The 25,002-nt window shown below is 64.6% G+C and carries 22 protein-coding genes and 3 tRNA genes; 13 read left to right on the top strand and 12 right to left on the bottom strand.

Going from position 1 to position 25,002, the window contains the following annotated elements; genetic code table 11:
* Positions 1-187: 187 nt before the first annotated feature.
* The gene (locus K8R92_09420) at positions 188-778 is read right to left on the bottom strand and encodes a YfcE family phosphodiesterase (protein ID MCE9620115.1); all 591 of its coding nucleotides are present in this window, start codon (positions 776-778) and stop codon (positions 188-190) included.
* A 39-nt stretch (positions 779-817) separates the two neighbouring features.
* Between K8R92_09420 and gltX the strand changes: the two genes are divergently transcribed.
* The 3 genes from gltX to K8R92_09405 all read left to right on the top strand — a co-directional run bounded on the left by gltX (position 818) and on the right by K8R92_09405 (position 2,896).
* The gene (gene gltX / locus K8R92_09415) at positions 818-2,488 is read left to right on the top strand and encodes a glutamate--tRNA ligase (protein ID MCE9620114.1); all 1,671 of its coding nucleotides are present in this window, start codon (positions 818-820) and stop codon (positions 2,486-2,488) included.
* A gap of 29 nt (positions 2,489-2,517) precedes the next feature.
* Positions 2,518-2,591 (top strand) — tRNA-Val (locus K8R92_09410).
* Positions 2,592-2,626: 35 nt separating this feature from the next.
* Positions 2,627-2,896, top strand: a complete 270-nt coding sequence (locus K8R92_09405) for a hypothetical protein (GenBank protein MCE9620113.1) — start codon at positions 2,627-2,629, stop codon at positions 2,894-2,896.
* 54 nt (positions 2,897-2,950) lie between these two features.
* On the opposite strand, the gene K8R92_09400 is transcribed toward K8R92_09405, so the two are convergent.
* Complete coding sequence (locus K8R92_09400; GenBank protein MCE9620112.1) at positions 2,951-3,781, bottom strand: phosphatase PAP2 family protein; 831 nt, start codon at positions 3,779-3,781, stop codon at positions 2,951-2,953.
* A gap of 69 nt (positions 3,782-3,850) precedes the next feature.
* On the opposite strand from K8R92_09400, the gene K8R92_09395 reads away from it, so the two are divergent.
* The gene (locus tag K8R92_09395; protein ID MCE9620111.1) at positions 3,851-4,414 is read left to right on the top strand and encodes a DUF1648 domain-containing protein; all 564 of its coding nucleotides are present in this window, start codon (positions 3,851-3,853) and stop codon (positions 4,412-4,414) included.
* A gap of 42 nt (positions 4,415-4,456) precedes the next feature.
* Positions 4,457-5,260, top strand: coding sequence for a DUF1080 domain-containing protein (locus tag K8R92_09390; protein MCE9620110.1), 804 nt, complete (start codon positions 4,457-4,459; stop codon positions 5,258-5,260).
* 45 nt (positions 5,261-5,305) lie between these two features.
* Here the strand turns inward: K8R92_09390 and K8R92_09385 are convergent, their stop codons facing one another.
* Positions 5,306-5,863: a thioredoxin family protein gene (locus K8R92_09385; GenBank protein ID MCE9620109.1), complete on the bottom strand. Its 558-nt coding sequence runs from the start codon at positions 5,861-5,863 to the stop codon at positions 5,306-5,308.
* Between the two features lie 55 nt (positions 5,864-5,918).
* On the opposite strand from K8R92_09385, the gene K8R92_09380 reads away from it, so the two are divergent.
* Positions 5,919-6,197, top strand: coding sequence for a hypothetical protein (locus K8R92_09380; GenBank protein ID MCE9620108.1), 279 nt, complete (start codon positions 5,919-5,921; stop codon positions 6,195-6,197).
* Positions 6,198-6,218: 21 nt separating this feature from the next.
* Entirely contained in the window at positions 6,219-6,620 is a 402-nt protein-coding gene (locus tag K8R92_09375) for a hypothetical protein (protein MCE9620107.1), read from the top strand.
* Positions 6,621-6,721: 101 nt separating this feature from the next.
* Here K8R92_09375 and K8R92_09370 read toward each other — a convergent pair.
* The 3 genes from K8R92_09370 to K8R92_09360 all read right to left on the bottom strand — a co-directional run bounded on the left by K8R92_09370 (position 6,722) and on the right by K8R92_09360 (position 11,289).
* Positions 6,722-6,794, bottom strand: a tRNA-Lys gene (locus K8R92_09370).
* 49 nt (positions 6,795-6,843) lie between these two features.
* Positions 6,844-10,899, bottom strand: a complete 4,056-nt coding sequence (secA, locus tag K8R92_09365; GenBank protein ID MCE9620106.1) for a preprotein translocase subunit SecA — start codon at positions 10,897-10,899, stop codon at positions 6,844-6,846.
* 87 nt (positions 10,900-10,986) lie between these two features.
* On the bottom strand, positions 10,987-11,289 hold the full coding sequence (locus K8R92_09360; protein MCE9620105.1) for a hypothetical protein: 303 nt from the start codon (positions 11,287-11,289) through the stop codon (positions 10,987-10,989).
* A 119-nt stretch (positions 11,290-11,408) separates the two neighbouring features.
* Here K8R92_09360 and cadA point away from each other — a divergent pair, with 119 nt between their 5' ends.
* Positions 11,409-13,523, top strand: a complete 2,115-nt coding sequence (gene cadA, locus K8R92_09355; GenBank protein ID MCE9620104.1) for a cadmium-translocating P-type ATPase — start codon at positions 11,409-11,411, stop codon at positions 13,521-13,523.
* A gap of 2 nt (positions 13,524-13,525) precedes the next feature.
* Here cadA and K8R92_09350 read toward each other — a convergent pair whose 3' ends face one another.
* Positions 13,526-14,371 (bottom strand): M48 family metallopeptidase, encoded by an 846-nt coding sequence (locus tag K8R92_09350; GenBank protein ID MCE9620103.1) that lies wholly within the window; start codon positions 14,369-14,371, stop codon positions 13,526-13,528.
* Positions 14,372-14,468: 97 nt separating this feature from the next.
* A tRNA-Met gene (locus tag K8R92_09345) sits at positions 14,469-14,542 on the bottom strand.
* Positions 14,543-14,566: 24 nt separating this feature from the next.
* Between K8R92_09345 and trpA the strand changes: the two genes are divergently transcribed.
* Positions 14,567-15,352, top strand: a complete 786-nt coding sequence (trpA, locus tag K8R92_09340; GenBank protein ID MCE9620102.1) for a tryptophan synthase subunit alpha — start codon at positions 14,567-14,569, stop codon at positions 15,350-15,352.
* 52 nt (positions 15,353-15,404) lie between these two features.
* On the opposite strand, the gene lexA is transcribed toward trpA, so the two are convergent.
* The gene (lexA, locus tag K8R92_09335; GenBank protein ID MCE9620101.1) at positions 15,405-16,034 is read right to left on the bottom strand and encodes a transcriptional repressor LexA; all 630 of its coding nucleotides are present in this window, start codon (positions 16,032-16,034) and stop codon (positions 15,405-15,407) included.
* 650 nt (positions 16,035-16,684) lie between these two features.
* Here lexA and K8R92_09330 point away from each other — a divergent pair.
* The gene (locus K8R92_09330; protein ID MCE9620100.1) at positions 16,685-17,863 is read left to right on the top strand and encodes an aminotransferase class V-fold PLP-dependent enzyme; all 1,179 of its coding nucleotides are present in this window, start codon (positions 16,685-16,687) and stop codon (positions 17,861-17,863) included.
* A gap of 66 nt (positions 17,864-17,929) precedes the next feature.
* Positions 17,930-18,358 (top strand): globin, encoded by a 429-nt coding sequence (locus K8R92_09325; protein MCE9620099.1) that lies wholly within the window; start codon positions 17,930-17,932, stop codon positions 18,356-18,358.
* 21 nt (positions 18,359-18,379) lie between these two features.
* Here the strand turns inward: K8R92_09325 and K8R92_09320 are convergent, their stop codons facing one another.
* Positions 18,380-19,396 (bottom strand): SPOR domain-containing protein, encoded by a 1,017-nt coding sequence (locus tag K8R92_09320; protein ID MCE9620098.1) that lies wholly within the window; start codon positions 19,394-19,396, stop codon positions 18,380-18,382.
* Between the two features lie 76 nt (positions 19,397-19,472).
* On the opposite strand from K8R92_09320, the gene K8R92_09315 reads away from it, so the two are divergent.
* Positions 19,473-20,945 (top strand): AMP-binding protein, encoded by a 1,473-nt coding sequence (locus K8R92_09315; GenBank protein MCE9620097.1) that lies wholly within the window; start codon positions 19,473-19,475, stop codon positions 20,943-20,945.
* Between the two features lie 15 nt (positions 20,946-20,960).
* Here the strand turns inward: K8R92_09315 and K8R92_09310 are convergent, their stop codons facing one another.
* Complete coding sequence (locus K8R92_09310; GenBank protein MCE9620096.1) at positions 20,961-22,745, bottom strand: hypothetical protein; 1,785 nt, start codon at positions 22,743-22,745, stop codon at positions 20,961-20,963.
* Positions 22,746-22,944: 199 nt separating this feature from the next.
* Entirely contained in the window at positions 22,945-24,249 is a 1,305-nt protein-coding gene (locus K8R92_09305) for a hypothetical protein (GenBank protein MCE9620095.1), read from the bottom strand.
* Between the two features lie 238 nt (positions 24,250-24,487).
* On the opposite strand from K8R92_09305, the gene K8R92_09300 reads away from it, so the two are divergent.
* Entirely contained in the window at positions 24,488-24,982 is a 495-nt protein-coding gene (locus K8R92_09300; protein ID MCE9620094.1) for a protease inhibitor I42 family protein, read from the top strand.
* The last annotated feature ends 20 nt before the right edge of the window (positions 24,983-25,002 follow it).

Genomic DNA, 25,002 nt, shown 5'->3' with positions numbered 1-25,002 from the left:
CTCACGATTGGTGGTTTTGGGGCGAAATCCGAACCGATCCTCCCGAAAGGGCGAGGATCAAACGAGGTTTGAGCATAGCAATTTTGTCGGTCCGAGTTCGAGGCAACTTCAATGAATTTCGCGAAGTTTCAGCGATCCCGGCGTTTTTTCTCGTGCAGGTCGAACTGAATCCGCAGCCAACCGCGTCTCAGCTTACGGAGAGAAATTCCAGACGATCCGTCGCAGTGTCCAGCAATGCGACCGTGAATTCGGCGGCGCGATGCAGGGCGCCGGGATTGATGATCCGGGTCGGGCCATGCCGCTCATCGCGGCAAAGATGCGTGTGGCCGTGGAGCAGATAGTCGACGCGCTCCGCCAGCGCCGCGGCAACGCAGGCGCTGTCGTGGCCGTGGGTCAGGGCGAAGGACCGGCCGCCGAGCTCGAAGCGGGCCAGCGGATGCTGCGGCTGCAGATCTAGTGCGAGTGCGTAGTTACTGAGCGCGCGCCAGTTGGGGTCGCAATTGCCGAAGACCAGGTGGGCACGTGTTCCCGCGAGTTGGTCGAGCACCTGCTCGCTCTCGATGTCGCCGCAGTGGGCGAGCTCCTCGGCTCCGCGCGAGAGCAGCAGCTGGACGGCGTTGCGCGTGCGCTCGTGACGGCCGTGGCTGTCCGAAAGGATTCCGAGTTTCACCGTCGCATCGTCGCGTCGAATTGCGGGCATGGCAAGCCGCTCGCGTTCCCGGCTGCGCCGGGCCGATTCGGGCACGTTCCCGGCGGCGCGCGGCGAGTTGGCTCGCATACCCGACCCATCCCATTGTCGATGGGCTAGGCTAGGGCCATGTCCAAGCCGCTTCCGCTTCGCACCCGTTTCGCGCCCAGCCCCAGCGGGCATCTCCATGTGGGCGGCGCGCGCACCGCTCTTTTCAACTGGGCCTACGCCAAGGGCCGTGGAGGCAAATTCATTCTGCGCATCGAGGACACCGATCAGAAGCGATCGAGCGATGCCGCGAGCGTGGGATTCCTGAAGGATCTGAAGTGGCTCGGCGTCGACTGGCAGGAGGGTCCGGTCTTTGAGGATTGCGGCGGCGGCGAAGCCGGACCCTATTTCCAGAGCGAGCGTCTGGAGACCTACAACAACTATCTCGATCAGCTGGTCCGCGAGGGCAAGGCCTACCACGCATTCGACACCGCCGCGGAGCTGGATGCGGCCCGCAAGGAATCCAAGTCGCGCAACGTCGCCTACCGCTATGACCGCAGCAAGTCCGAGTCGCATTCGAAGGCCCAGGTTGAGGCGTGGCTCAAGGAAGGCCGCCCCTCCGTGGTCCGCTTCAAGACGCCTGCGGGGGCGATCACCATCCACGACGAGATTCTCGGCGACGCCACCCTGCCCGAGGGCGAGGTCGACGACTTCGTCATCCGCAAGGCCGACGGCTTTCCTACCTACCACTTCGCCGTGGTCGTGGACGACGAACTGATGGGCGTGACCACCGTGCTGCGGGCGCAGGAGCATTTCAACAACACCGCCAAGCACATCGTGCTGCAGGACGCTCTGGGATTCCGCCGGCCGGCTTACGGGCATCTGCCGCTCATCTTCAATCCCGACGGCAGCAAGATGAGCAAGCGCGACAAGGACAAGGCGCTTCGCAAGACTGCACAGGAGCGGAAGCTCACCGCGCCGCCGCCGGGCACCGTGGATCCGGCGCGGTTCACCGCATGGATGGGCGACAAGAATTCGCAGCTGGATTTCGCCGAAGCCACGGCGATGGCCGCCGCCCTGGGCATCGACCTCCCCGAGATCAACGTGGATGATTTCCGCCGCTCCGGCTACCTGCCCCAGGTGCTGTGCAATTTCCTCGCCCTCAACGGCTGGGGGCCGGGCAATGACCTGGAAAAGTTCGACAACGCCTACCTCTGCGAGCATTTTGCACTGGACCGGGTGCTCAAGACCCCCGCCAAGTTCGACCGCGTCAAACTGCTGGCCTTCAACCTGGATGCGCTGCAAAAATTGTCGCGCGAGGAGTTCAGCGCCATGGCCCGGGCCCACGGCGAGGCCTACCACCCCGAGTTCATGCGGAAGATCACCGCGGAGCAGTTCAACCTGCTGGTCAACGCCAGCCACGAGCGCAGCAAGACCCTGGATGAATTGTTCCGCGTCAACCGCTGGCTGGTTCTTGGCGACGAGGCCGTGAGCTGGGAGAAGTCCAAGTCGATCGAGAAGGCGCTGCTCGCTGGAACGCCCAGCGGACTGGACCGGCTGCGGGAACTCAGGGCCGTGCTTGAGCGGGTTGCCGCCTGGACGCCCGCCGGCATCGAGGAGTCCATCCGGGAATGGGCGGCCTCGGCGGGGCTGGCCGAGCAGATCGGCCAGGTCGCCCAGCCCCTGCGGGTGGGCGTGACCGGATCCACGGTGAGCCCGCCGATCTTCGACACGCTGGCGATCCTTGGAAAGAGCAGCAGTTTGCGGCGGATCGATCGCTGCCTTGAGGCGTTCGCGGCGTCCAAAACGTGAAGTGGAATTGCGTATACTGTTCCGCTCACGGACTGTTGGCGCAGTTGGCTAGCGCGTCTCCATGACACGGAGAAGGTCACTGGTTCGAGCCCAGTACAGTCCACTTCGGCGATTTGCGATTCCCCAGGAGTTCGACCCATGGCACACGTTGACCACACGCTCAAGCAGTTGTTCGCGCATCCGACGTCCCACAACCTGCACTGGCGGGACATCGTGCACATGTTCGAGGGGCTGGGCGCCGTGTGCGACGAGACCAAGAAGGACCACTTGAAGGTAAAGCTCGCCGGGAAGGAAATGTCCTTCTCCATTCCCAAGGGCGGCAACCACACGCTCAACAGCGACGCCGAAATCGGGGCCATCCGCCACTTCGTAAAGGATTGCGGCCTGGCCCCCGAGAAAGCGCGCTAGACCAGGCCACCTCTTTCACGTCCACATCGGCTCACCGCGGAGGTCAAAGCGCTCTCAGTGCGGAATGTTTCCGCCCCAGGTCGAGTGCTTCTTGAGCTGGGCCACTTCGTCCATCACTTCTGCCTTGCGTGCGGCCCATTCGGGACTGGCCAGGATCGCCTTGGCCAGTTCGGCCGCGCCTTTGAAGCCGGCGAGGATGTCGGTCGGGTAGTGCACGCCCCCCTGAACCCGCGAGTATCCGCACAACTGGGCGTACTTGGCCAGTTGCTCGGCGCGCTCGGGAACGAGATCGGTCAGCACCAGGCTCATCACCATCGCGCGGATGGCGTGGCCGCTGGGATAGCAAAAGGAGTCCTCCAGCGGAATGCAGGGTTTCACGCGTGCATCGGTGGCGTAGGGGCGCGGCCGCTTGAAGTTCTTCTTCGCGGCGTCGTTGGCCTTCTTCGTGTCCTTGATGGCGTCCATGACCAGCGCGTAGGTCTTTGGGTACCAGTCACGCTCGAAGCGCGCGCCCAGGGCGCGGTTGAAGAAGGGCACGTCCACATTCACGCCGGTCCACGCGGTCTCCTCGTCCAGGGCGTTCCGGTCGGTCTGCTCGAAGAGCACCGTGCTGATGTCGGCGAGCTGCTCAGGCGATCCCAGTGCCGGAGGCGGACCCACGATCGCCGCCAGATCCACCTTGGCGCATTCGGGGAAGATCCAGTCGCTCTTCGCGCTGGCCTTGCCTTCGCGCTTCTCGCCGGCGAGCACCTTTTCGGTGGGCTTGGCCGAACCCGCATCCTGGTGCGTGAAGGCGCCAGCGGACAGGAGTCCGGCCATCAGCAGGGTGAAAGCCGCGGCGCCTGAGAACACATTCCAACGATGCTTGATGTGATTGTGTCGCACGGTGAGGTCCTTTGCTATCAGAGGTATCGCCCCGCGGAACGGCGGGCGAGGATGTTAATGTAGCCCTGCGTGATCGATACCACCCGGCAAAGACGTGGCACGGAGCGTTGGATTGCATGGGGATCCTGGATCATCCTGGCATTGACCTGGCTCGAAGCCGCTCGCGCCTGGCCGGGGCTGCCGGCCCGGATCCCGATCCACTTCGATCTGCTTGGCCGGCCCGATTCCTTCGCGGACAAAAGCATGGCGACTTGGTTTTTCCTGCCTTTGTTGGCGACCTTCATGAACCTTGGGCTGGGTTTGATCTATCCCTTGGTCCGCTGGATGACCCTGAACCATCCGCAATACGTCAACATGCCATCGAGAAGGTGGTATGCATTGAATTCAGAGGCCCGCCTTCGCTCCATCAATCCGGTGCTGCGTTTGATCGGGGTGCTGCGATTGCTTCTCTGTGCGATGTGGTTGTTCCTGGTCGCGGCAAGCTCCCTTGTGGCCACCGGGGTTTGGGCGACCTTGCCGGTCTGGCCACTCTTTGCCTTCATTGGGTGCATGCTGTCCAGCGTGGTCTGGTTGGTCGTCGCCTCCTTGCAGGGGGTGGAAAAAGAAGTGCAAGATTCTTCCACAGGGTTGTGAAAACCTATTGCAGGAAGCGGCTGACGAGGTCACCATGATGTCATGAGTGCCTCATTCATCAAATCCTGCGGAGCGCCGATGGTCTTGAGCTTCGGCGTGATTCTGGCCGCATGCACGAGTCCGCAGAATCAATCCTCCGCGCCTTCCCCGGAGCCGGCGACAACGACCAATCCATCGGATGCAACGGCGGGCGCAACGAAAACTCCTCCGGCGACGGCGCCCGCTGCGACGGCGGCGGTGCCGGGCGAGGGTTGGATCACGCTCTTTGACGGCGGCGATCCGGCCAAGACCTTCCGCGGATTCAAGAAGGATTCCTTTCCGTCCGGTTGGACCGTCAAGGACAGCTGCCTGGTGCGCACCGGACCGGGCGGCGACCTGATCACGCGCGAGCAATTCCAGAACTTCGATCTGACCCTTGACTGGAAGATCCAGAAGGGCGGCAACTCCGGCATCATGTACCACGTCTCCGAAGATGCGGAGGCCACGTACGAGACGGGCCCCGAGATGCAGATCCTTGACGATGATGCGCACAACGATGGCAAGGACCGGCTCACCTGCGCCGGATCCAACTATGCCCTGCATCCTGCGCCCAAAGGCGTCGTGAAGCCCGTCGGCCAGTGGAACTCGGTGCGCATCCTCTGCAACGGCAACCATGTGGAGTACTACTTGAACGGCGTGCAGACCTGCTCGTTTGATGTCGGCAGCGCGGATTGGAAAACCCGGCTTGCGGCGAGCAAATTCTCGAAAGTCCCGCTCTACGCAACCAAGACCAAGGGTCACATCGCGCTGCAGGACCACGGCGATGAGGTCGCCTTCCGCAACATCCGGATCAAGCCGCTTCCCTAGCGGCGCGGCGAAATCGCACAAGGTCGAATCGGGCGCCCTCGCGCGTCAGGCCATGGCTTTCCATTTGATGTTGCATCCGATGCTCGGCTTTTGCTCCGTGTTCGCGGAGCGACCGGCCAGCACCGCGTCGATCGCGGCGCGAAGATGCTTGCCATCGACCGGCAGCGTGTTCTTGGGCCGGCTGTCATCGAGCTGCCCGCGGTAGGCGAGCTTGTGGGCGGCGTCGTAGAGGAAGAAATCCGGGGTGCAAGCCGCCTGAAATTGCCGCGCCACTTCCTGGGTCTCGTCGAAGCAGTAGGGGAAGGTGTAGCCGGCGTTCTTCGCTTCCTTGGCCATGTGTTCGGGGCCGTCCTGCGGGTGCGTGCCAACGTCATTGCTCGAAATGGCGACGATGGCGAGCTTGGAGGCGTAGTCCTTGCCCAACTTGGCGAGCTCGCCGCGCACATGCACGACGAAGGGGCAGTGGTTGCAGATGAACATCACCAGCACCGGACGGCCGGCGAAGTCGCCGGAGCGCACGCGGCGGCCGGAAGTGGTGTCGGGCAGGTCGAAGCGGGGCAGTGGGGTTTTCAGTGCAGTCATGCAGCTTTCGGTGGCGGCCATGCGGATCTCCATTTTGTCAGGTGCGGACGGACCGCTTCATCGTAGACTTTTTTGAATGGCCAGGCACCGCGACGAAGGACCCAGCGAGGAGGATCTCCGGCGCTACGGCGTGGACGCTCCCGACGCCGAAAGCGCGGTGGTCTACTGCCCGGATTGCGGCAGTGAGATGCATCCCGACGCGGAGATCTGCCCCAAGTGCTTCTGCTTCATCGAAGGGCAGCGGCTGCGCCGGCCCCCGCTGAAGGAGCGGACGCGCAGGGCGCGCACCGTGCTCATCGTGCTGCTGCTGGTGGCCGCCATGCTGCTGCCGCTGCTGGCGTGGCTGCGCTGGTGATGGCAGCCCTATCCTTGCCGCATGGCCAACATTCAACAGCAACTCGCATCATTGCAAACCAGCGTCAAGCGTCAGCGTCTGCTCAACATCGGACTTCTTGGGATCATGTTTTCGGGTGGACTCATCGCGGCGGTCCGACCGGCCGGCGATGCAACGTTCGACATGATCACGTGCAAGGGATGGAAAGTCGTGGACGCGGACGGCAAGGTGAGGATCGCCTCGGAAACCAACGACAATGGCAAGGTGGGTGTGGCGTGGTACGACCAGAACGGAACGAAACGGATCGTTGCATCAACCTATGTCAATGGAGATGCGAGCGTGACGTTGATGGACAAGGACGGAGTGCGGATCGTGGCGGCCATCCTGGCCGATGGAAGCGTGTCGCTGCCAACCAAGGATCTGACGCCGCCGAAGAAGCCGTGAGATGCGGAATCCGACCCAATATCAAAATGAAAAAACCCCCGAGAACTCGGGGGCTTTCCTGCACTTTCGAGTCGTGGCCGGACTTCACGAAAGTGGTCGAATGCCTCGAGCAGGACTCGAACCTGCGACCCGCTGATTAAGAGTCAGCTGCTCTACCAACTGAGCTATCGAGGCGAAGGGAGGAGCGTAACGAAGCCGGAACACCTCGGCAAGGTGATCCTTCCTAGGTTTGCTCCTGCGGCGTCACAGGGCCCTTGGCTCCATGGCAATGCTTGAATTTTTTGCCGCTTCCGCAGGGACACATCTCGTTTCGCCCGACGACCGCCGATGGCTGGCCGCTCTGCGGCCGCTTGGACGCGACGTGCGTGGTGACCACATTGGCCGCGGGAGCCGCCGGAGTGGCCGAGGCCAGGGGAGGCAGCGCCGGCTTGCCGGCGTCCGGAGCGGGCGCGGCCTCGGGCTTGGGCGCTTGCGGCACCAGCTCGCCCTTGAGCAGCACCTCGGTCAGGCGGTTCTGGATGCCTTCGAGCATCTCGTTGTAGAGCCGCGCCGCTTCCTTCTTGAATTCGATTCGCGGATCCTTCTGGCTGAAGGCTCGGAATCCGATGGCGTCGCGGATCTGGTCCATGCCGCGCAGGTGGTCCTTCCACGCGTTGTCGAGGGTCTGCAGCATGACCCAGCGCTCGAACTGCGAGAGCTCGGCGCGCATGGATTCGCGGATCCGTGCCTCGACCGTCGCCTTGGGATCGGCCGGGAAGGCCTTGCGGTCGTGCTCGGTCAGTTCCGACTGGTACTCCACCAGGAGCCAGGCGTTGACGGCCTCGACATCGGCGCCGGCCGCGAGGCATTGCTCGGCCCGGGCCGCGATGCGCGAGTCGTCAAACTTCCGTGCCTCGGTCATGACCAGATCGCGCAGCTCCACCGGATTCGAGCTGGGCAGCGATTCAGGCCGCCAGCCGAGCTGGTAGCGCCCATTGACCCAGGCGCAGAAGGAAGTGATCGCCCCCTGCGCGTCGGACTGCAGCCGCGCGCTGGTGTACTTGATGACGAAGTCGATCGGATAGGCGCGCTCGCGTTCGGCGTAGGCCTCCAGCGCCCGCTTCACCAGCCGGTCGGAGGCCACCTTCAGGTCCTCGGCGCTGGCGAACTCGGCGGGATCGATCTTGACCGAGAGGTAGCGCTCCGCCCAGAGTGAGAGCTCCTTGGCGCTGTAGTCCTCGATCAGGATCGAGTCCAGCGGCGTCAGGTCGATTGCCTCGATGTGCTTGTGCGAAGCCTCCTCGATGCGCTGCCGCACGGCGCGGCGGTCGCCCGCGCGGATGAAGTCTGCATCGATGGTCATCCCGTAGGTGTCGGAAGCCCATTTCTGGAGACCGGCCACGTCGAACTCGGCAGGGTCCATCTCCTCCGGCATGATCTCGGCGACCACCAGCTCGATCTTGTGCTGGGCGTCCTCCAGGGCGTCGACCACCAGCATCTTGTGGATCTGGTCGCGGTCCTTGCCGCGGATGCGCGAGGGATCGATCTGCACGCCCATCTTTTCGCGGGCCCATTCGGAGACGCAGTTGGCCACATGCAGCGGCCCGAGGTAGAGCGCCACCGCTTCGTGAATGGCAGGTTCCAGGAATCGCCAGGTGGCGCCGCGGATGTCGAGGCTTTCCAGGATGGGCTGGCGCAGGCCGTAGAAGCCTTGGCGCTGATACTCCATCGGCTCGTCGTATTCCAGGATCTGCTTGCGCATCTGGAAGTTGCGCTCCTCCACCTTGCGCTGAGCCTTCTCGACGGCGCGGTTGAGCATCGGGGCCTCGATCGAATCGCCCTCTTTCATGCCCAGCTTGGAAAGCAATCCCAGCGTGGCCTTGCCCGCGAAGATCTTCATCAGATCGTCCTCAAGGCTGAGGAAGAAGCGGCTGCTTCCCTTGTCGCCCTGACGACCGGAGCGACCGCGGAGCTGATTGTCGATGCGCCGGCTCTCGTGACGCTCGGTGCCGATGATGTGCAGGCCGCCCATGGCCTCGACGCTGGTCCAGAGCTCGAGCCGGTGCAGGCGGAAGCTTCCCAGCGCATCGAGCTCCTTGAGCAGGTCAGCCTCCGACGCGGCCTGAGCCCGCTTCTCGGAGACGCCGCGCAGCTCGACGACCCAGTGGCGCAGCAGGGCCAGCCTGGCGGCCGTGTCATCCATCGCCGCCACGGTGGCGCGCTCCATCTTGGCGCGGCGCACCAGCAGGTGCTTGTGGATCGCCCCGAGAATCCGGGCGTCATCCCAGGCGGCCTCGACCTCGCGCGGCGCCAGGTCGCGCTTCTTCCAGTGCTCGATCAGCGCGGCGCGGTCGATCTTTCCAAGCTTGATGTCGGTGCCGCGGCCGGCCATGTTGGTGGCGACCATCACGGCGGCCAGCTGTCCGGCGTTGCTGACGATCTCGGCTTCGCGCTCATGCTGCTTGGCGTTGAGCACCTCGTGCTTGATGCCCGGCCCCTTGGAGAGCATCCCGCTGAGCTTTTCGCTCTTGTCGACGCTGGTGGTTCCCACCAGCACCGGCCGCCCGATGTCGTGCAGCCGCGCAATCTCGTCGATGATCGCCTTCCATTTGTCCTTCTCTCCCAGGAAGACCAGGTCGTGCCGGTCCTCGCGGCAGGCGGGCACGTTGGTCGGAATGCTGACCACGTCCAGGCGGTAGATCTCGTGGAACTCGGTGGCCTCGGTGTCGGCGGTTCCGGTCATGCCGGCGAGCCGCTTGTAGAGCTTGAAGTAGTTCTGGATGGTGACGGTCGCCATGGTCTGCGTCTCGTCCTTGACCTTGACGCCCTCCTTGGCCTCCACCGCCTGATGGAGTCCGTCCGACCACTGGCGTCCGACCATCTTGCGGCCGGTGTTCTGATCGACGATCACCACGCCGCGATCGCCGTCGCCGTCGGTGGCGACCACATAGTCGCGGTCGTGCTGGTAGACCACGTGGGCGCGGATCGCCTGCTCCAGCAGATGGGGCATGTCCATGTTCTCGCCGACGTAGAAGCTGCCGACGTTGGCGATGCGCTGCGCCTCGCCGATGCCGTCGTGGGTGAGCACGGCCTTCTTCTTGTCGAGCTCGACCTCGTAGAACTGCTTGAACTGACCGCGCTTCGCCTCCAGCTGCGGCAGGCGGGCGCGGGCCTCCTGCATGGCCTTGCGCATCTGGGGGATCGCGGCCTTGTCGCGCGCGTTGCGGATGTCGCCCTCGAGCGTGCTGAGCTCGACGCGACAGGCCTGCACCTGCTCGTCGGCCTCGGTCCAGGGTTTCTGCGCCTCGACCAGCTTGATGGCGATGGTGTTGGCCATCTCGTAGCGGGGGCGCTGGCGCTCGGCCAGGCCGCTGATGATCAGCGGGGTGCGCGCCTCGTCGATGAGGATGCTGTCCACCTCGTCCACGATGGCGAAGTCGCGGGAGCGCTGCACCTGGTCCTCGGGGCGCAGCTTCATGTTGTCGCGCAGGTAGTCGAAGCCGAACTCCGCGGTCGTGCCGTAGACCACATCGCAGCGGTAGGCGGCGCGCTTCTGCTCCTGGTCCTGCATGTGCTGGGGATGGATCGCGCCCACGGTCAGGCCCAGGGCCCGGAAGAAGGGGAAGGTCCAGTCGCGGTCGCGCTGCACCAGGTAGTCGTTGACGGTGACCACGTGCACCTGCTTGCGCTCGCAGGCGTTGAGGTAGCAGGCGAGCGGGCCCACGATGGTCTTGCCTTCGCCGGTCTTCATTTCGGCGATCTGGCCGGAGCTCAGGACCACGCCGCCGATGATCTGGACGTCGAAGGGGCGGGCGCGGAAGGGCGGACGGCTCTGCGGATAGATCTCGCGCACGGCGTCGTAGAGCGGCACCGGAATCTCGACGAAGAGCCAGCTGGGGACAGGCTCGTTGCCGCCGAGAAAATCACCCTCGGCCTTCGCGGCGGGAGTGGCGTCCATGACCGCCTTGGTCTCGTCGAAAAGTTTCCGCGCCTCCGCCGGAAGGCATGCCGGATCAAAGCCGGTGGCGGGGTTGAAGATGTTGCGGATGCCGACCGCGCGGTCCATCGCCTCGCGGGCCGTCGCCAGCATGTCGGGCATCAGCGACAGCGGCGTCTCCCCGTCGGCGATCCGCTTGCGGAACTCGGCCGTGCGGGCCAGAAGTTGCGCGTCGGTGAGGGCCCGGATGGAGGGCTCGAGCTTGTTGACGGCGCTGACCACCCGCAGGAAGCGGTTGATCATGCGCTGATTGCGAGTGCCGAAGATCTTGCGAGCAATGGCTCCGAAAATTGGAACGCCCATGGAAGTGGCTCCTGAAAAGAGTGCGCCGCGCCCAACGGCGAAACGCAGTGATGGTCTTGAAAAAAGAGGGAAAGGGTCCGGTCCGACTCAGCGCGTGGGCGGAGGCAGGTCCAGGACTTTCCAGGCCGCGGCATCGGAGGGGGTCTCCGCGCACACGGTTGCGGTCGATGCGGTCGGAATCGTGCCGCAGGCGGTGCAGAGCGACGATGGGGCGACCACTCCGGCGGCGTTGGGCGCCCCGGTCACGGGCGTGAACGAACACAGCGAGCAATTGGCGTGCACCGCACCCATTCCGCTTCCGGCGAGGACGGTGACCGCCATGGCGCTGAGGAACATCACCGCGATCAGGGCGGCGGGGCGAAGATGGACTGTGGAGCGCTTCTCGAGCACGGATCGAGCCTACGCGAGGAGGTGGCCCTGCGGCAAGTGAAAGAGGACGAAAGTTCTATCATTCGATTGTGTCGGCAACCATAACTTCCCCTCAAACCCATGTTTTGCGGATCCAGGGGATGCATTGCGCCAGCTGCGGCTTGACGGTCCAGAGAGAGCTGGAGTCCCAGCGCGGCGTTCACCGAGCCAGCGTCGATCACGTCGGCGGCCTCGCCACGGTCGAGACCGACGCCGCATGTTCGGACGGAGATCTGGTGAAGGCCGTGGTTCGAAGCGGCTACAAGGCCGAACCCGTCGAGTCCGAGCTGGATTCCGCGGCGCTGCAGGCCGAGGCGGAGCAGAGCCAGATTCGATCGGAGCGACAATGGAGGCGACGCAGCCAGATCGGATTCGCGATCTGGATTCCCATGGAAACTTTGCACTGGATCTCCATGTCGCGGGGGACGCACAATTCCACGGTGGATGCGATCCTGCTGGCCGGAAGCACGCTCTCCATGGTGCTCGTAGGCAGCGGCTTCTGGCGCAGCGCGTGGACGGCCTTGCGCGTCGGACGCACCAACATGGATGTCCTGATCGCCCTGGGCGCGACGACCGCCTACGTCGCCAGCCTGGTGATCTTCCTTGCGCAGCGCTTCGATGCCTTGCAGGGAGAGACGACCTGGTTCAGCGAGGCGGCGGCGCTGCTGGCGATCATTTCACTGGGCCACTGGTTCGAGGCCCGTGCCACCAAGTCCGCGGGCATGGCGGTCCGCGAATTGCTGGAGCTTCAGCCCGAGCAGGCCGAGCGCCTCGACGCGGTCGGCGCGAGCGCATCGATCCGCTCGCAGGACATCAAAGAATCAGACCTCATCATGGTGCGGCCGGGCGGACGGGTTCCCGTCGACGGCGTCATCGCCTTTGGCGAGGCGGACCTGGACGAGTCCGTCATGACCGGGGAGCCGCTGCCGGTTCGGCGCGGCGTGGGCGAGCCGGTGAGCGCCGGCACGATGTGCTTCTCGGGCATGCTGCATGTGCGGGCCACGACCTCGGGCCGGACCACCTCGCTGGGCCGCATCGCCCGGCTGGTGCAGCGGGCGCAGACCAGCCGCCCGCCCATCCAGCGCATGGCCGACCGCGTCGCGTCGGTTTTCGTTCCGCTGGTGCTTGCGATCGCGGCCGCCGCGGCGATCGGCTGGGGACTCGCGGGTTCATGGCCGACCGGCATCGCGGCGGCAACGACGGTGCTGATCATTTCCTGCCCATGCGCGCTGGGGCTGGCCGGCCCGATGGCGGTGATGGTGGGCGCCGGCGAGGCGAGTCTGCGCGGCATCCTGATTAAGGACGCGGCGGCCCTGGAGCGTGCCGGTCGCGTCGACACGGTTCTCTTCGACAAAACCGGAACGCTGACCCGCGGCGAGCCCGTGGTGACCGGCATCGAGCTGCTGGGAACACTTTCGCTTCAGGAGGTGATCGCTCTTGCCGCTTCGGTGGAACACGGCAGCGAGCACCCCATCGCGCGGGCCATCCTGCGCCGCGCCGCCGAGGCATCGGTGGCGATTCCCGCTGCGACGGGCTTCGAGTCGACGCCGGGGCTCGGGGTTCGAGCCCGCGTCGGCGGCCTCACTGTGGAGATGCGCCGCGACGCGACTGCCTCGTGCGTGCTCCTGGTCGATGGCGTCGCCGCGGCTCGCTTCGCCTTGGCGGACTCGCTTCGGGAGGGAGCGAGGCAAGTAGTCGAATCCCTGCGCGCCCATGGGATGTCCGTGGGACTGGTCACGGGCGATCGGCGGCCCGAGGCGCTGCGGATTGCGAAGGAATCCGGCATCGATCCGGACATGGTGACGGCCGACTCGACGCCGGAGGGAAAGCTCGAGGTCATCCGCCGCTTCGGCGAGCGAGCCATCATGGTGGGGGACGGCGTCAATGACTCGGCGGCGCTGGCGGCCGCGGGTCTGGGGGTCGCCATGGGAAGCGGCACGTCGATCGCCGGTGAAAGCGCCCCGGTGGTGCTGGTCGGCGGTCGGCTCGCGGCGCTGCCGGCCATGATCCGCATCTCGCGGGCGACGCTGCGCTGCATGCGGCAAAATCTCTTTCTGGCCTTCGTCTACAACGTCGTGGCCATTCCACTGGCGGCCTTCGCATTGCTTGGGGTGTACGGTCCGGCCATCGCCGCGGCCGCCATGGCCTGCAGCGACGTCAGCGTGGTCGGCAACGCGCTGCGATTGAAGTGGTCATTGCGGCGCGATCGCGCCTGAAGTCATTTTCCCTTCGGCGCTGCATTGCTCGCGGGAGCCGGCGTGCCGGCCGGAGCGGTGGGGGCGGCGGAACTTTTCTCGCCCTGCGTCTTCTTGTAGATGGCGTAGGCCTCGGGCATCTCCTCCTGCAGGCGCTCGATGCGGGTCCCCTCGCTGGGATGCGTGGAGAGCCACTCGAAGGTGGTTCCGCCGCGGGATTGCATCCGCTTCCACAGCGTGATCGCGGTGCGGGGGTCATAGCCCGCCTGGGCCGCGATGAGCAGGCCGAGATTGTCCGCTTCGCTTTCCTGCATCCGGCTGTAGGGCAGCAGCACGCCGCCCTGAAGTCCCAGCGCGGCGGCCTGGGCCACGGCGCTGCTGTTGGTCGCGGCGCCCGCAGCGGCGGCTCCCAATTGCGCGGCGGCGCCGCTGGACATGCGCTCTCCGCCGTGACGGGCGATCGCATGGGAGGCTTCATGGCCCATGACCACGGCGATCTCGTCGTCCGACTGGGCAAAATCGATGATTCCCGTGTAGACCGCGCCGTAGCCGCCGGGAAGCATCCAGGCATTCACCATCTTGGGGTCGTCGACCACGGTCCATTGCCACGCCATCGAATTGGCCATCTCGGGATAGCGCTGCTTGGCCGCCGCGGCAATCCGCGCGCCGATGGTCTGGATGCGGTCGTTGACGGGGCCGGAGCTGAGGACCTTGGCTCCCTTCATCTCCTCCTGATAGGCCTGCTGACCCATCGATTTCTCTTCGCTCGTGGAATAGACATTGAACTGCTTGCGGTTTGTGCCCGCAACCGTGGTGCAGGCGGCCGGCGCGAGTGCAACCGCGCCGAGCAGCAGGAGCGCGATGATCACAGGCGGCGCCTGGAAGATTCGAACAGGGCCGGCGGCGGTCCGCGGTGCGCGCGAGCGGCAAGGATTGTGGGTGTGGTGCATGGGGTCCTTTCAAAAATAGCCTAGCTCGGATTCGAACCGAGGTCTTTCCGATTATGAGTCAGACGCTCTGGGCCACTGAGCTACTAGGCCATCCGCCGACTGTAGTATCCGACTGTGAATCGTATCGAGAAGATTTTCGCGGAACTGCGCGCGAAGAAGCGCAAGGCGCTGATGCCTTTCGTGGTGGCGGGATTTCCCGCTCCGGGCACCCTGGCGTCGACGCTGGAAGCCCTTCAAAAAGCCGGGAGTTCGATCGTGGAAATCGGCATCCCATTCTCGGATCCGATCGCCGACGGACCGGTCATCGCGCAGGCGATGCATCACTCCCTTTTGAAGGGAACGACACCCGAATCCATCCTGAAGGAAGTGGCTCACATCCGCCCGCGGATCGCCATGGGCCTGGTGGCGATGGTCAGCGTCTCCATCGTGCAGCGGCTGGGCAATGAGAAGTTCATTCGCGCGCTGGCCGCCTCGGGATTCGATGGAATCATCATTCCCGATCTCGATTTGGACGCCGCGCGGCCGATCGTGGTCGCCGCGGAATCCAGCGGCATGGCGCTGGCCATGCTGATCTCCCCGCTGACGCCGCAGGAACGAATCAAGAAAATCGTCGCGATGTGCCGCGGCTTCGTCTATCTGCTTTCCAGGGCCGGCATCACCGGCGAGCAGGGCGGCGCGCCCGACATCGACGAATTGGTGCGCCGAGTTCGCGCCGAGACGACCTTGCCGCTGGCCGTTGGATTCGGCATTTCAACTCCCGAGCATGTGCGCGCCGTGGTCCGCTTCGCCGACGCCGCGATCGTGGGCAGCGCATTGGTCCGGTCGATGGGGCAGGGGGAGCCCGATCAGGCACTTTCCCGCGCCGAGAAGCTGACCCGGGATCTGGTCGAAGCTCTTTAGCAAGCAGCCATCGGCGACGGTCGATGGCATCGATCCCCTCGCTGCCCCGGATTCAGTTGCGCTGGTAGCGACGAAGCACGCCGATCACCACACCCTGGATCACGCACTCCTTCACGATGATCGGCTCGAATTCCGGATTGGCCGGCTGAAGTCGAATGGTGCCGTCGCGTTCCTTGAAGAAGGTCTTCAACGTGGTCTCGCCCTCGGGAAGGAGGGCGACGACGCGCTCGCCGTTGCGGGCGACGCTGCGCTGCTCCACGATCACATAGTCGCCGTCCAGGATCCCCTCGTCGCGCATGCTCATGCCGTCCACCTGCAGCGCGAAGAGATTTCCCCGCTGCCCCAGGCGCGTTCCGAAAATGCTGTCGAGCCGCAGCGTCTCCGATTGCTCGTACTTCTCCACCGGGTGTCCCGCGGCGATGCGGCCGACCAGCGGAAGCTCGTTGTCGGAGGCCTGATCGCCCGGCAGCTCCGCGTCACCCGCAATCTCCAAAGAGCGAGCTTTGTTGGGCTTGCGAATCAGCGCGCCTTTCTCGATCAGGGCTTCGACATGCTCGAAGACGGTGACCTTGCTGACGCCGAGTTCGTTGGCGATTTCCTGCATGGTCGGGGAAAAGCCCTTGCTGTTCCTGCAGTCGCGTATGAGGCGGAAGATCTTGATTTGTTGTGGGGTCAGTGTCATGGACATGGTGTGAAGTCCTCGCAAGAGTGTTGGACAGGGCAAGTTGGGCAGACCAGCGGCCATGCCGCCAAGGCGAAGGCGCGGCGCTGCCGGACGAAGGTGACAACGGAGACGAAGTGCATGGGGTCGGTTCCTGGACCGTGTGATTGAAAGGGGAGCGATCGATCCAGCGCCATCGACGAATCCCGAGCAGTCGCTCCATCCAATCCGAGAATTCCCGAACCAGGGAGCGCTGGCTGCGGGGTGCCACGCCGGCGACCGCCATCAGCCCGCCGCGAAAGGGGTGGTAGCTGGTGACGAACGATCCCCCGGGACCGAAGCGAAGGAGTGGCTCGCTCGCTTCCTGGGATTGAACCTTGGCGGACTTGCTTCGAGCCGAGGAGTCGCGGCATTCCGCGGCGCGATGAAGCGGATTCCCGCTCTGAAAGATCCGGCCGAAGTTTTGAAAGGCCGTGAATCGAGGGGCTGACAATGCTGAGGAGTTTGAAAGGGTCATGGGATTTCTCCAATTGATTGAACTGAGCAGTTGGAGATGCATCGGCATGTGGACTAGGGGTTCTGCACATTTTGTTCGGTGCATGTTAGCCGTACAAAACACGATCGTGGGCCCAGGGGCCTGGAAATCTTCAAAAGTCTGCTAGGCTTCAAAAATGCCCATTTTGAGCGATCCACCGCCTTCTTTTTCCCCTGAAATCCGGGCTCAGTTTGCCCTGGACCCGGGGTTGACCTTCCTGAACCATGGTTCGTTTGGGTCGGTTCCACGACCCGTTCGGGAGGCTCAGGAAGCCTGGAGGGCCAAACTCGAGGCGAGCCCCATCGAATGGATCGGCCGCCGCAACACCGAGACTCTGGCCTCGGTCAAGCAGCCGCTGGCGAAATTCCTGGGATGCCGGCCCGGCGATCTTGGTTTCGTCACCAACGCCACCGAAGGCATCAACGCCGTCCTTCGCTCGCTGCGCTTCGAGCCGGGCGACGAGCTTCTCACTTCCGACCACGTCTACAACGCGATCCGCCAGGCCATGAAGAACCGCGCGCAGGAGAGCGGCGCCCGCTACGTCGAAGCCGAGATCCCTCTGCCGGTGCGAAGTCCGTCGCAAGCCATGCAGGCACTTCTGAGCGCGGTCACGCCGCGCACCCGTCTGATCGTGATCGATCACATCACCAGTCCGACGGCGCTGCGCTTCCAGGTGGAGGAGATCCTGAAGGCGGTGAAGGGAACGCGGGCGCAGGTCCTCGTGGATGGCGCACACTCGCCCGGGGCCATTCCGCTTTCGCTGGATTCCCTCGGCGCGGACTATTACGCCGCCAACCTGCACAAGTGGGTCATGGGTCCGCGCGGAAGCGCCTTCCTGTGGGTGCCGGCACGGCTTCAGCCGGGCATCCATCCCTGCGTCATCAGCCATGAGTGGGGCAATGGTTTTCAGAAGGAGTTCGACTGGCAGGGAACCCGGGATTTGTCCGGATGGAACGCCTTGCCGGCGGCGATCTCGTGGCTGGAGGAAATCGGCTTGGAGCGCATCATGGATCACAATCACAGGCTGGCGGCGTGGGCGCATCGCCTGCTTTGCCGTGAACTTTCCGTTGAGCCGATCTCACCGCTGGACGGCTCGATGCTCGCCTGCATGGCCAGCATCCGGCTTCCCGATGCGCTGCTGAAGAGATTCGAGCAGCCCGAGGCGTTTCAGAAGCAGCTCTACGAGGCGGACCGCGTCGAGGCGCCGATCATCCCATGGAAGGAGGGATGGCTGCTGCGCATGAGCGCCGCCATCCACAATGTGCCGGCCCACTACGAGCGCCTCGCGGAGGTTCTGCGAAAGTATCTCGCTTAGCGCGGCAACTCACCGGGCGATGGCGCCGGCATCGCGCCGAGCGGCAGCGCCTACCATGCGGGCCGCATGACGGACCCCAAGAAACCCGCCGACGTCGGATTGCCGATCGTCTCCGCCGCGGGGAATGCCGGGCCGACGATCCACAGTCGGCTTGGAGACGAGACGTTCTGGCGGATCGCGCGGGCCTTCTACGCGCGCGTCGAGGTCCATCCACGTCTGCGTCCCATCTTTCCGAAGGACTTGGACGAGCCCATCCGCAATCAGGCGGAGTTTCTCATCCAGTACTTCGGCGGTCCGCACGCCTACAGCGACCGCAAGGGTCATCCGCGCTTGCGCATGCGCCACGCCCCGTTTCCGATCGACATGGCCATGCGCAACGACTGGGTGGAGTGCATGCGCGGAGCGCTGACCGACGCTGGCATCCCGGAGCCCATCTTCGCCGAGATGATGGCCTACTTTGAGCGCACCGCGACCTTCATGATCAACAAGCCGTGAGCGACGACACGCCGGCCGCGCTCAATTCGGGTTGGTGACCACGGCCAGATCCTTCCGGCCAAGCTGCTTGATCGCCTTCTCGGCCGCGGCGCGAGATTCGAATCCGCCCAGGTAGACGTTCCAGACCTTCTGTCCGCTCCTGGACTTTGCCGCCGCGACCCGCGGCGCGTCGATGCCGAACCGCGCGGCCGCCTTGGTGAGCTCCTTGGCGCGGTTCTTGGCGCTGGTTTCCAGGACGAAGCTTCCCGCCTGAATCACGAAGGCGTCGGCATCAGCCTTTTTCCCGGCGTTTTTGGAATTGGATTTCGACGCCGCGGCGCCGGCGTTCTTGGCGGGCTTGCCGGGGGTGTCGTCCGCCGCCTTCGCCGGCTTGGTCGGTTTGGCAGCCGGGACCTTGGCGCTTTTCTTGGATTTCTCGGCGGGCGCAGGTGAGGAATCTTTTTCGAATCCGCTGGAGGGCGCGGCAGCAGGCGCGGGCGAGGGCGCGCTCTTGGGCGTTTCCAGCGCGCTGCCGTTGATCGACATGGAAGGTCCGGCCATCGCAAGAATCTTGCCGGCCCGCGATGGATCCCTTGAGGCCGCGGCGAGGTCCCGCGCCCGCTGCGCCGATTCGCCGGAAAGTTTCCCCGCGGCAGCGTCGTAGTAGTTCGCGGCTTCCGGGTAGCGGCTTCGGTGCACCATCAGGTCGCCAAGCATGACCTTGCTCTCGCCCGCGGTCTGCGCGTCGCCGCTCTGCTCGGAGACCTGGAAGCGCGACTGGGCCTCGTCGTAGTTGCCGAGCTGGTAGGCGGAGAGACCGGCGAGGAAGGCGGCCTGGTCGCGGACGGTTCCCGAGGAGTCCTTCTGGACCTCACTGGCCTGGTCGAGGGATTGCTGCCAGTTCTTCGACTCGTAGCTGGCGATGGCGGGGTCGAGCCGGTCGGGATGCGTCGTCTGGCAGGCGGCCGCGCCGGCGATGGCGATCAGCCCCGCAAGGCGCAGAAGCCTGCGCCGCCAGGAGCGAAACGATGATGCGGGTGCGGCGATCGAGATGTTCAAGTGGTCCAAGGGATTTCCTTTCAGCGGGCACGTCGAATTGAGGGCCCGTTTCACTTGGCGTACTGTATCGCCCGGCGTGAAACTTCTCCTCGACATCCAGCGGCAACTTCTGCTCCATCCGGCGCATGTCTTCGTGCAGGACGACCAGCGCCGCTGGAATGGATTGACCCTGCTCGTGGCCGCCTGGCACATGGCCCGGGCGATTGAGCGAACCACGGCACGCGCACAGGTGGGGATCATGCTGCCCACCAGCGGCCTGTTTCCGGCGGCCCTGCTGGGGGCCTGGATGCTGGGGAAGACCGTCGTGCCGCTCAACTACCTGCTGTCGCGCGACGACCTGGAATACGTCTGCCGCGACGCGGGCATCGACTGCGTCGTGACGGTCAAACCCATGCTCGACTTCATCGGCGGGCCGACGGCCTCGATGAAGCCGCTGCTGCTGGAGGGAGTCACATTCGGCGGGATCCCGCCGATCCGCCGGAGCAAGCGGCGCTCCGACGACGAGCTTGCCGTGCTGCTCTACACCAGCGGCACCAGCGGCCGACCCAAGGGCGTCATGCTCAGCTGCGGCAACCTGCGGGCGAACATCCGGCAGGTCGTGCAGTGGGCCAGCTTCACGCGCCGGGACGTCATGCTTGGCGTGCTTCCGCAGTTTCATTCCTTCGGCTTGACGGTGCTGACCCTGCTGCCCCTGGCGATCGCGGCCAAGGCGGTTTACACCGCTAAGTTTGTGCCGCGGCGCATCCTTGAGCTCGGCAAACACCACCGGGCAACGGTCTTCGTGGCGATCCCCTCCATGTATCACGCAATCAACGGCCAGAAAAGCGGCGGCGCCGAGCACCTGGGCATGCTCCGGTATGCCGTGAGCGGTGGCGAGCCGTTGCCCGCAAGCGTGGCCGACGCCTTCTTCGCGAAATTCGGCGTGCGCATCGCCGAGGGATATGGTCTGACCGAGACGAGCCCCGTGACCAACTGGTGCCTTCCCGAGGAGTACCGGGCGCGCAGCGTGGGGCGCCCGCTGCCGCAGGTGGAGGAGTGGATCGTGGATCCCCAGGGGAACCGCCTGCCCGCCCATCAGGATGGCGAGATCCGGATGCGCGGCCCCAATGTCATGAAGGGCTACTGGAACCTGCCGCAGGAAACGGCGCAGGCCTTCGACGAGCGCGGGTTCTTCCGCACGGGGGACATGGGGCGCTTCGACGATGACGGGCATCTTTTCATCACCGGGCGCCTGAAGGAGATGCTGATCATTGGCGGCGAGAATGTCTTTCCGCGCGAGATCGAGGAGGCCATGAACCGCCACCCCAGCGTCAAGGCGAGCGCCGTGATCGGTGCCGCGGATGAGAGCCGCGGCGAGACGGCGCTGGCCTTCGTGGAGATGAATGAGGGATTCGCCTTCGACGAGTCCGCGCTGCGGGCGCACTGCCGGGAGCATCTCGCCCAGTTCAAGGTGCCGCGCGGCATCCGCTGCCGCCGGGAGCTGCCGCGCAACGCCACCGGGAAGATCATGCGCCGGCTGCTCAGCGCGGATTTGCCCAGCGAGACTTGAAGCCCGCCGAATGCGTCAGGGGCAATGACCGAAATTCAGGAGGATCTGGCCGATGTCGCCGCCATCCACTTCGCCCGACCCATCCAGATCGGTGTAGCAGAGGAAGCAGGGGCCGAAGTCCAGCAGCACCAGTCCAAGATCGCCGCCATCGACTTCGCCGCTGAGGTCAAGGTCCTCGGGGCAGCAGGAATGGCTGGTGCCATTGGGAGCGATGTGAATCGTGGCGAAGCCCGTGTCGCCTGCGAGCGAGGCGAGACGGATCAGATAGGTCTCGCCGCACTCCGCCGCAAGGACGAGTCGGCTGCCTCTTGTCGGATTGCAGAAGAGGCTGTCGTCCGAGCAGGCCTGCGCCACCAAGGCTCCGCACGTTCCGGAGAACACATCCATGCGAGTGTCGAACTCGACGCCGCACACGTCAACTTGGTAGTCGCCGTGGATGCCCGCGGGCGTGCTCCAGCGGAACCAGACATCGCCGCCCATGGGTGAAGGATTCGCCGGGCAGGCGAACACCGGCAGCCCGGGCGAGGATCCCAGCAGCGAGACCACAGTGGATCCCGAGGCAATGTCCATCGGCGAGGCGCAGGTGTCATTGCTTGGTGCCGGCGCGCCGCAGTCCAGCGCCGCGCGAACGGCGCAATCCTGGTCCCACGTGGTTTCACAGCAGGATGGAATCGAGGCGCAGACCAGCGAGCAGCAGGCGGGATTGACGCAACTGGGTGATGCGTGGACTTCGTAGCAGTTGCCGGTGGCGTTGGTGCAGGGCAGGGCGCAGGCCGCGGCCGTCTCAAGCTGGAACCAATAGTCGCCGTCGGCGCAGGCGAAGGCCTGGTTCGAGATGGCGCCGTTGACGCCGGGGGCGATCACGATCCAGTATTGAGCGGGGGGCACGCAGGTCCATTCGCGGTTGGGAGTGCAACCGGCGGCGTTGACCATGAGCAGCGCCCCGGGCAGCGAGGTCTCGGTCGCGTTGACCGGAGTCAAGGCGGCGAAGATGGGGCGCTCGCCGGCGAGCGTGATGGCGACCTTGACGTAGCCGTCGTGGTCCGTGTCGGCGTTGGTGAGATTGATGGAGTAGACATCGACGTCCACGACCGTGGCCCCGTCGTTGGTGAGGTACATGTTGCCGCAGATCGTGGCCTGCGCCGCGATGGCTTGCGGAATGTTGGGGCCGGTCGCGTCGGGGCGGATACTGGGATCGTTGGCCCGCGTGCCGCAGACCTCCGCCTCATGGGTCGAGCCGTTGGGGCAGGAGAGGGAGCAGGTGGAGTTGCACAGATCCTGTGCCAGATAGACGCAGATGTCGTCCCAGATCACCGTGCAGCAGTTGGGCAGGCCGGCGCAGACCGACTCGCAGCAGGCGGGATCAGAGCAGCTGGAATTGCCGTGCGGCTCAAGGCAGCTGCCCGCGGTCGGGTCGCCGCACTCCTTGGGAGGCGGGAGCATGCAGTTGTCCTGGGCGGAAAACGCGCAGGTGAGATCCCAGCTCGCCTCGCAGCAGAAGGGATCGATGTTGCAGACCACTCCGCAGCAGGTGGCGTCGGCGCAGGAGGCCTTCTCGTGGGAAATGAAGCAGGATCCGAGCCCTGGGATGCCGCAGACTTCGCAGACCTGGTTCGCCCAATTCAGGCAATTCGAGTCCCAGTTGGTTTCACAACAGGGCGGCGAAAATCCGCAGACCGTCTCGCAGCAGGTGATGTCGACGCAGCCTGAGCCGACGTGCACTTCGCCGCAGGGGCCGAATCCGCAGCCGGTCTGATCGGCGCGCGTCCCCTGGAGGCACAGACAAAATGCCGCGATCAACGCACCAAGTCCGCATCGGTTCCTTCGATGAAACCAGGAGAGCAGTTGACCCCGAGCTTGGATTGAAAAATGCTTGAACACCATGCCGCAGCCAGTTGAAAAGGGCTCCAAACCAAGACAAGAAAGTGGATTGGAACGCATCAAGGCACTATAAGTCCGGTCCCGATTCGGACAAGGTTCCAGAAAGATTGAGACAGGGCTAAGAATCGCAACTGCCGTAGGAAAGTAAAGCGATTCCAATGTCTCCCGAGGAAACTTCTCCATCGCCATCCAGATCGGCGGGACCGCCAAAAGCCCCGAATTCAAGGAGAATCAGCCCAAGATCGGAGCTGTCGACCTCGCCGGATCCATCCAGATCCGCCAAGCAAGGACAATCGATCGTGGAAACGGGATCAATGGAAAGGGTTATGAGCCCTCCGGAACCCCAACCTCCCACGCGGACCAAAGCAACTGATCCGCAAGTCAATTGAAACTCGGCGCTGGCGCCTTCGCCTGCGCAGGCGTCGTCGCTGCAGGCCAGCAGGTTGCCGCCGCAATCGCTGTACACCGCGAGGCGTGAGTCGAAGTCCGGATCGACACAGGTGCTCGCCTGAAAAATCCCTGATGCGTTGGCCGTGAAAGCGAACCATGCGTCATGGGTGAAGGCCAGTCCCGCTCCCTCGTCGCAGGTCGCGGGAAGCCAGGCGGCTTCGCTGGTGGCGTTGGTGGTGTCCACGACCACCGGGCCGACGCCGATGGGAAGAGCCATGTCGCATCGATCGTTCACCAGGGGCTCGGGAGTGCATGGGGAGAGTTCGGCCTGAATGGCGTAGCGCGACCGCTCGTCGGAGCAGGCAATGCTCTCGAACAGGATGGATCGCACCGCGACCCGGATCACGCCCGCTGGAACGCAGGCTTGGGTGACGGATGGGCAGCCGTCCACGCCCTCGGCGAGCGTGGTGGGGGGGCATTGACCATCCACGATCGCCACGCTGATCGCGCCCTGCGTCCACAGTTCGATGCGCAGCAATTGCGGTGTTTCAAGGGTGATCTCGAACCAATCCACATCGCGATCCGTTTCCGTCGACCAGGCGCGTCCGCCAAGTTTCAGGTTGGGGATCAGGGCCCGGACCTCCTGCATCGCATCGCAGGAATGCGGCAGATCGTTCTCGCAGATGATCGACTCCTCGAGATCCGGTGTTGGAACCTCGCATGCCGTGGTCGCCCGGCAGGCGTCGCAGAGCACGCCCGCTTCCAGCGCGCAGCGCTCGTCCCATGCCATGAGGCAGCAGAAGGGGTCCAGCAGGCAGACTTCGGCGTTGCACTCCGGATTCATGCAGCCGGTGCCCGCGTGGGCCGCGCAACAGGGCTCCTCGCCGTTGGCGAGGGCGGGACGGATTCCAAGCAGCACGCTCAGGGAAATCAGCCAGACCATGTGGACCCGGTTGGTGGACAAAGGGGATTCGAACAGATCACCGAAGGAAAGAACAGACTTCTTGCGCATGCGTTCGATGTGGCGGTTCATCGTCGGCTCCATTTCTCCGCATTGGGCGGTGATCGAATGATGGGGCCTGCCAATGCATGTTTTTGGAATGACGCCTTTTTTCCGAAACATTTTCCAATCCCTGCGATTTCTTCCACGCGCCCGCCATTCCTGTGCAAAACCACAAGGTTCCAGCGGATGGGTGGTGGGAAAGGACCGCCCTTGCTACCGTGCCGATCCCACGACCTGATTTTCATCGCCGCTCTTTCCGGAGAACCCCATGCTCGTGCTGAAAAGTTTGATCTTCGCGGCGCTTGGCCTGGGCGCGGTGATTTCGCTGCCCGGTTGCCAGGCCGAGGAGTCGCCCCACATGATGGAGATTCGGCGCGTCCCGCGCAGTTCGAGCCCGTCGGGAACTTCCAACACCATCACCGACCTCGGCGAGGTGCTGGATCTGGAGACCTCGCTCGAGAAGACCATCGCGGTGGGCCAGGAGCTGAAGGTGGGGTTCGAATCCAACGCCGGCACCGGCTACGAGTGGCAGTGCCAGCTCACCGATGATCCCTTCATCGCGGTTGATCGGCCACCGGAAATCAAGCCCGTGGACACAGGCATCGTGGGCGGGCGCATTCTCACGATTTTCCAGCTCCATGGGATGAGCGTGGGCACCGCCAAAATCACCTTTGTGCTCGTGCGGCCCTGGGAAAAGTCGGCGGCTCCCTCCAAGTCGATCACTTTGACCCTGCATGTTGCGGGGTTCGTCCCGTCCCCGTGAAAGCCTTCGCCATGCGACGC

Source organism: Planctomycetota bacterium, assembly GCA_021414025.1.
GTDB lineage: Bacteria > Planctomycetota > Phycisphaerae > Phycisphaerales > SM1A02 > SYAC01.
The sequence above is the reverse complement of the archived record's forward strand: the minus strand, read 5'-3'. Positions and strand labels throughout refer to the sequence as shown.

Coding starts and splice junctions, on each gene's coding strand:
- K8R92_09420 (MCE9620115.1), bottom strand. CDS start 778: ATGCGAGCCAACTCGCCGCGCGCCGCCGGGAACGTGCCCGAATCGGCC.
- gltX (MCE9620114.1), top strand. CDS start 818: ATGTCCAAGCCGCTTCCGCTTCGCACCCGTTTCGCGCCCAGCCCCAGC.
- K8R92_09405 (MCE9620113.1), top strand. CDS start 2,627: ATGGCACACGTTGACCACACGCTCAAGCAGTTGTTCGCGCATCCGACG.
- K8R92_09390 (MCE9620110.1), top strand. CDS start 4,457: ATGAGTGCCTCATTCATCAAATCCTGCGGAGCGCCGATGGTCTTGAGC.
- K8R92_09385 (MCE9620109.1), bottom strand. CDS start 5,863: ATGGCCGCCACCGAAAGCTGCATGACTGCACTGAAAACCCCACTGCCC.
- K8R92_09380 (MCE9620108.1), top strand. CDS start 5,919: ATGGCCAGGCACCGCGACGAAGGACCCAGCGAGGAGGATCTCCGGCGC.
- K8R92_09375 (MCE9620107.1), top strand. CDS start 6,219: ATGGCCAACATTCAACAGCAACTCGCATCATTGCAAACCAGCGTCAAG.
- secA (MCE9620106.1), bottom strand. CDS start 10,899: ATGGGCGTTCCAATTTTCGGAGCCATTGCTCGCAAGATCTTCGGCACT.
- cadA (MCE9620104.1), top strand. CDS start 11,409: ATGCATTGCGCCAGCTGCGGCTTGACGGTCCAGAGAGAGCTGGAGTCC.
- lexA (MCE9620101.1), bottom strand. CDS start 16,034: ATGACACTGACCCCACAACAAATCAAGATCTTCCGCCTCATACGCGAC.
- K8R92_09330 (MCE9620100.1), top strand. CDS start 16,685: ATGCCCATTTTGAGCGATCCACCGCCTTCTTTTTCCCCTGAAATCCGG.
- K8R92_09325 (MCE9620099.1), top strand. CDS start 17,930: ATGACGGACCCCAAGAAACCCGCCGACGTCGGATTGCCGATCGTCTCC.
- K8R92_09305 (MCE9620095.1), bottom strand. CDS start 24,249: ATGAACCGCCACATCGAACGCATGCGCAAGAAGTCTGTTCTTTCCTTC.
- K8R92_09300 (MCE9620094.1), top strand. CDS start 24,488: ATGCTCGTGCTGAAAAGTTTGATCTTCGCGGCGCTTGGCCTGGGCGCG.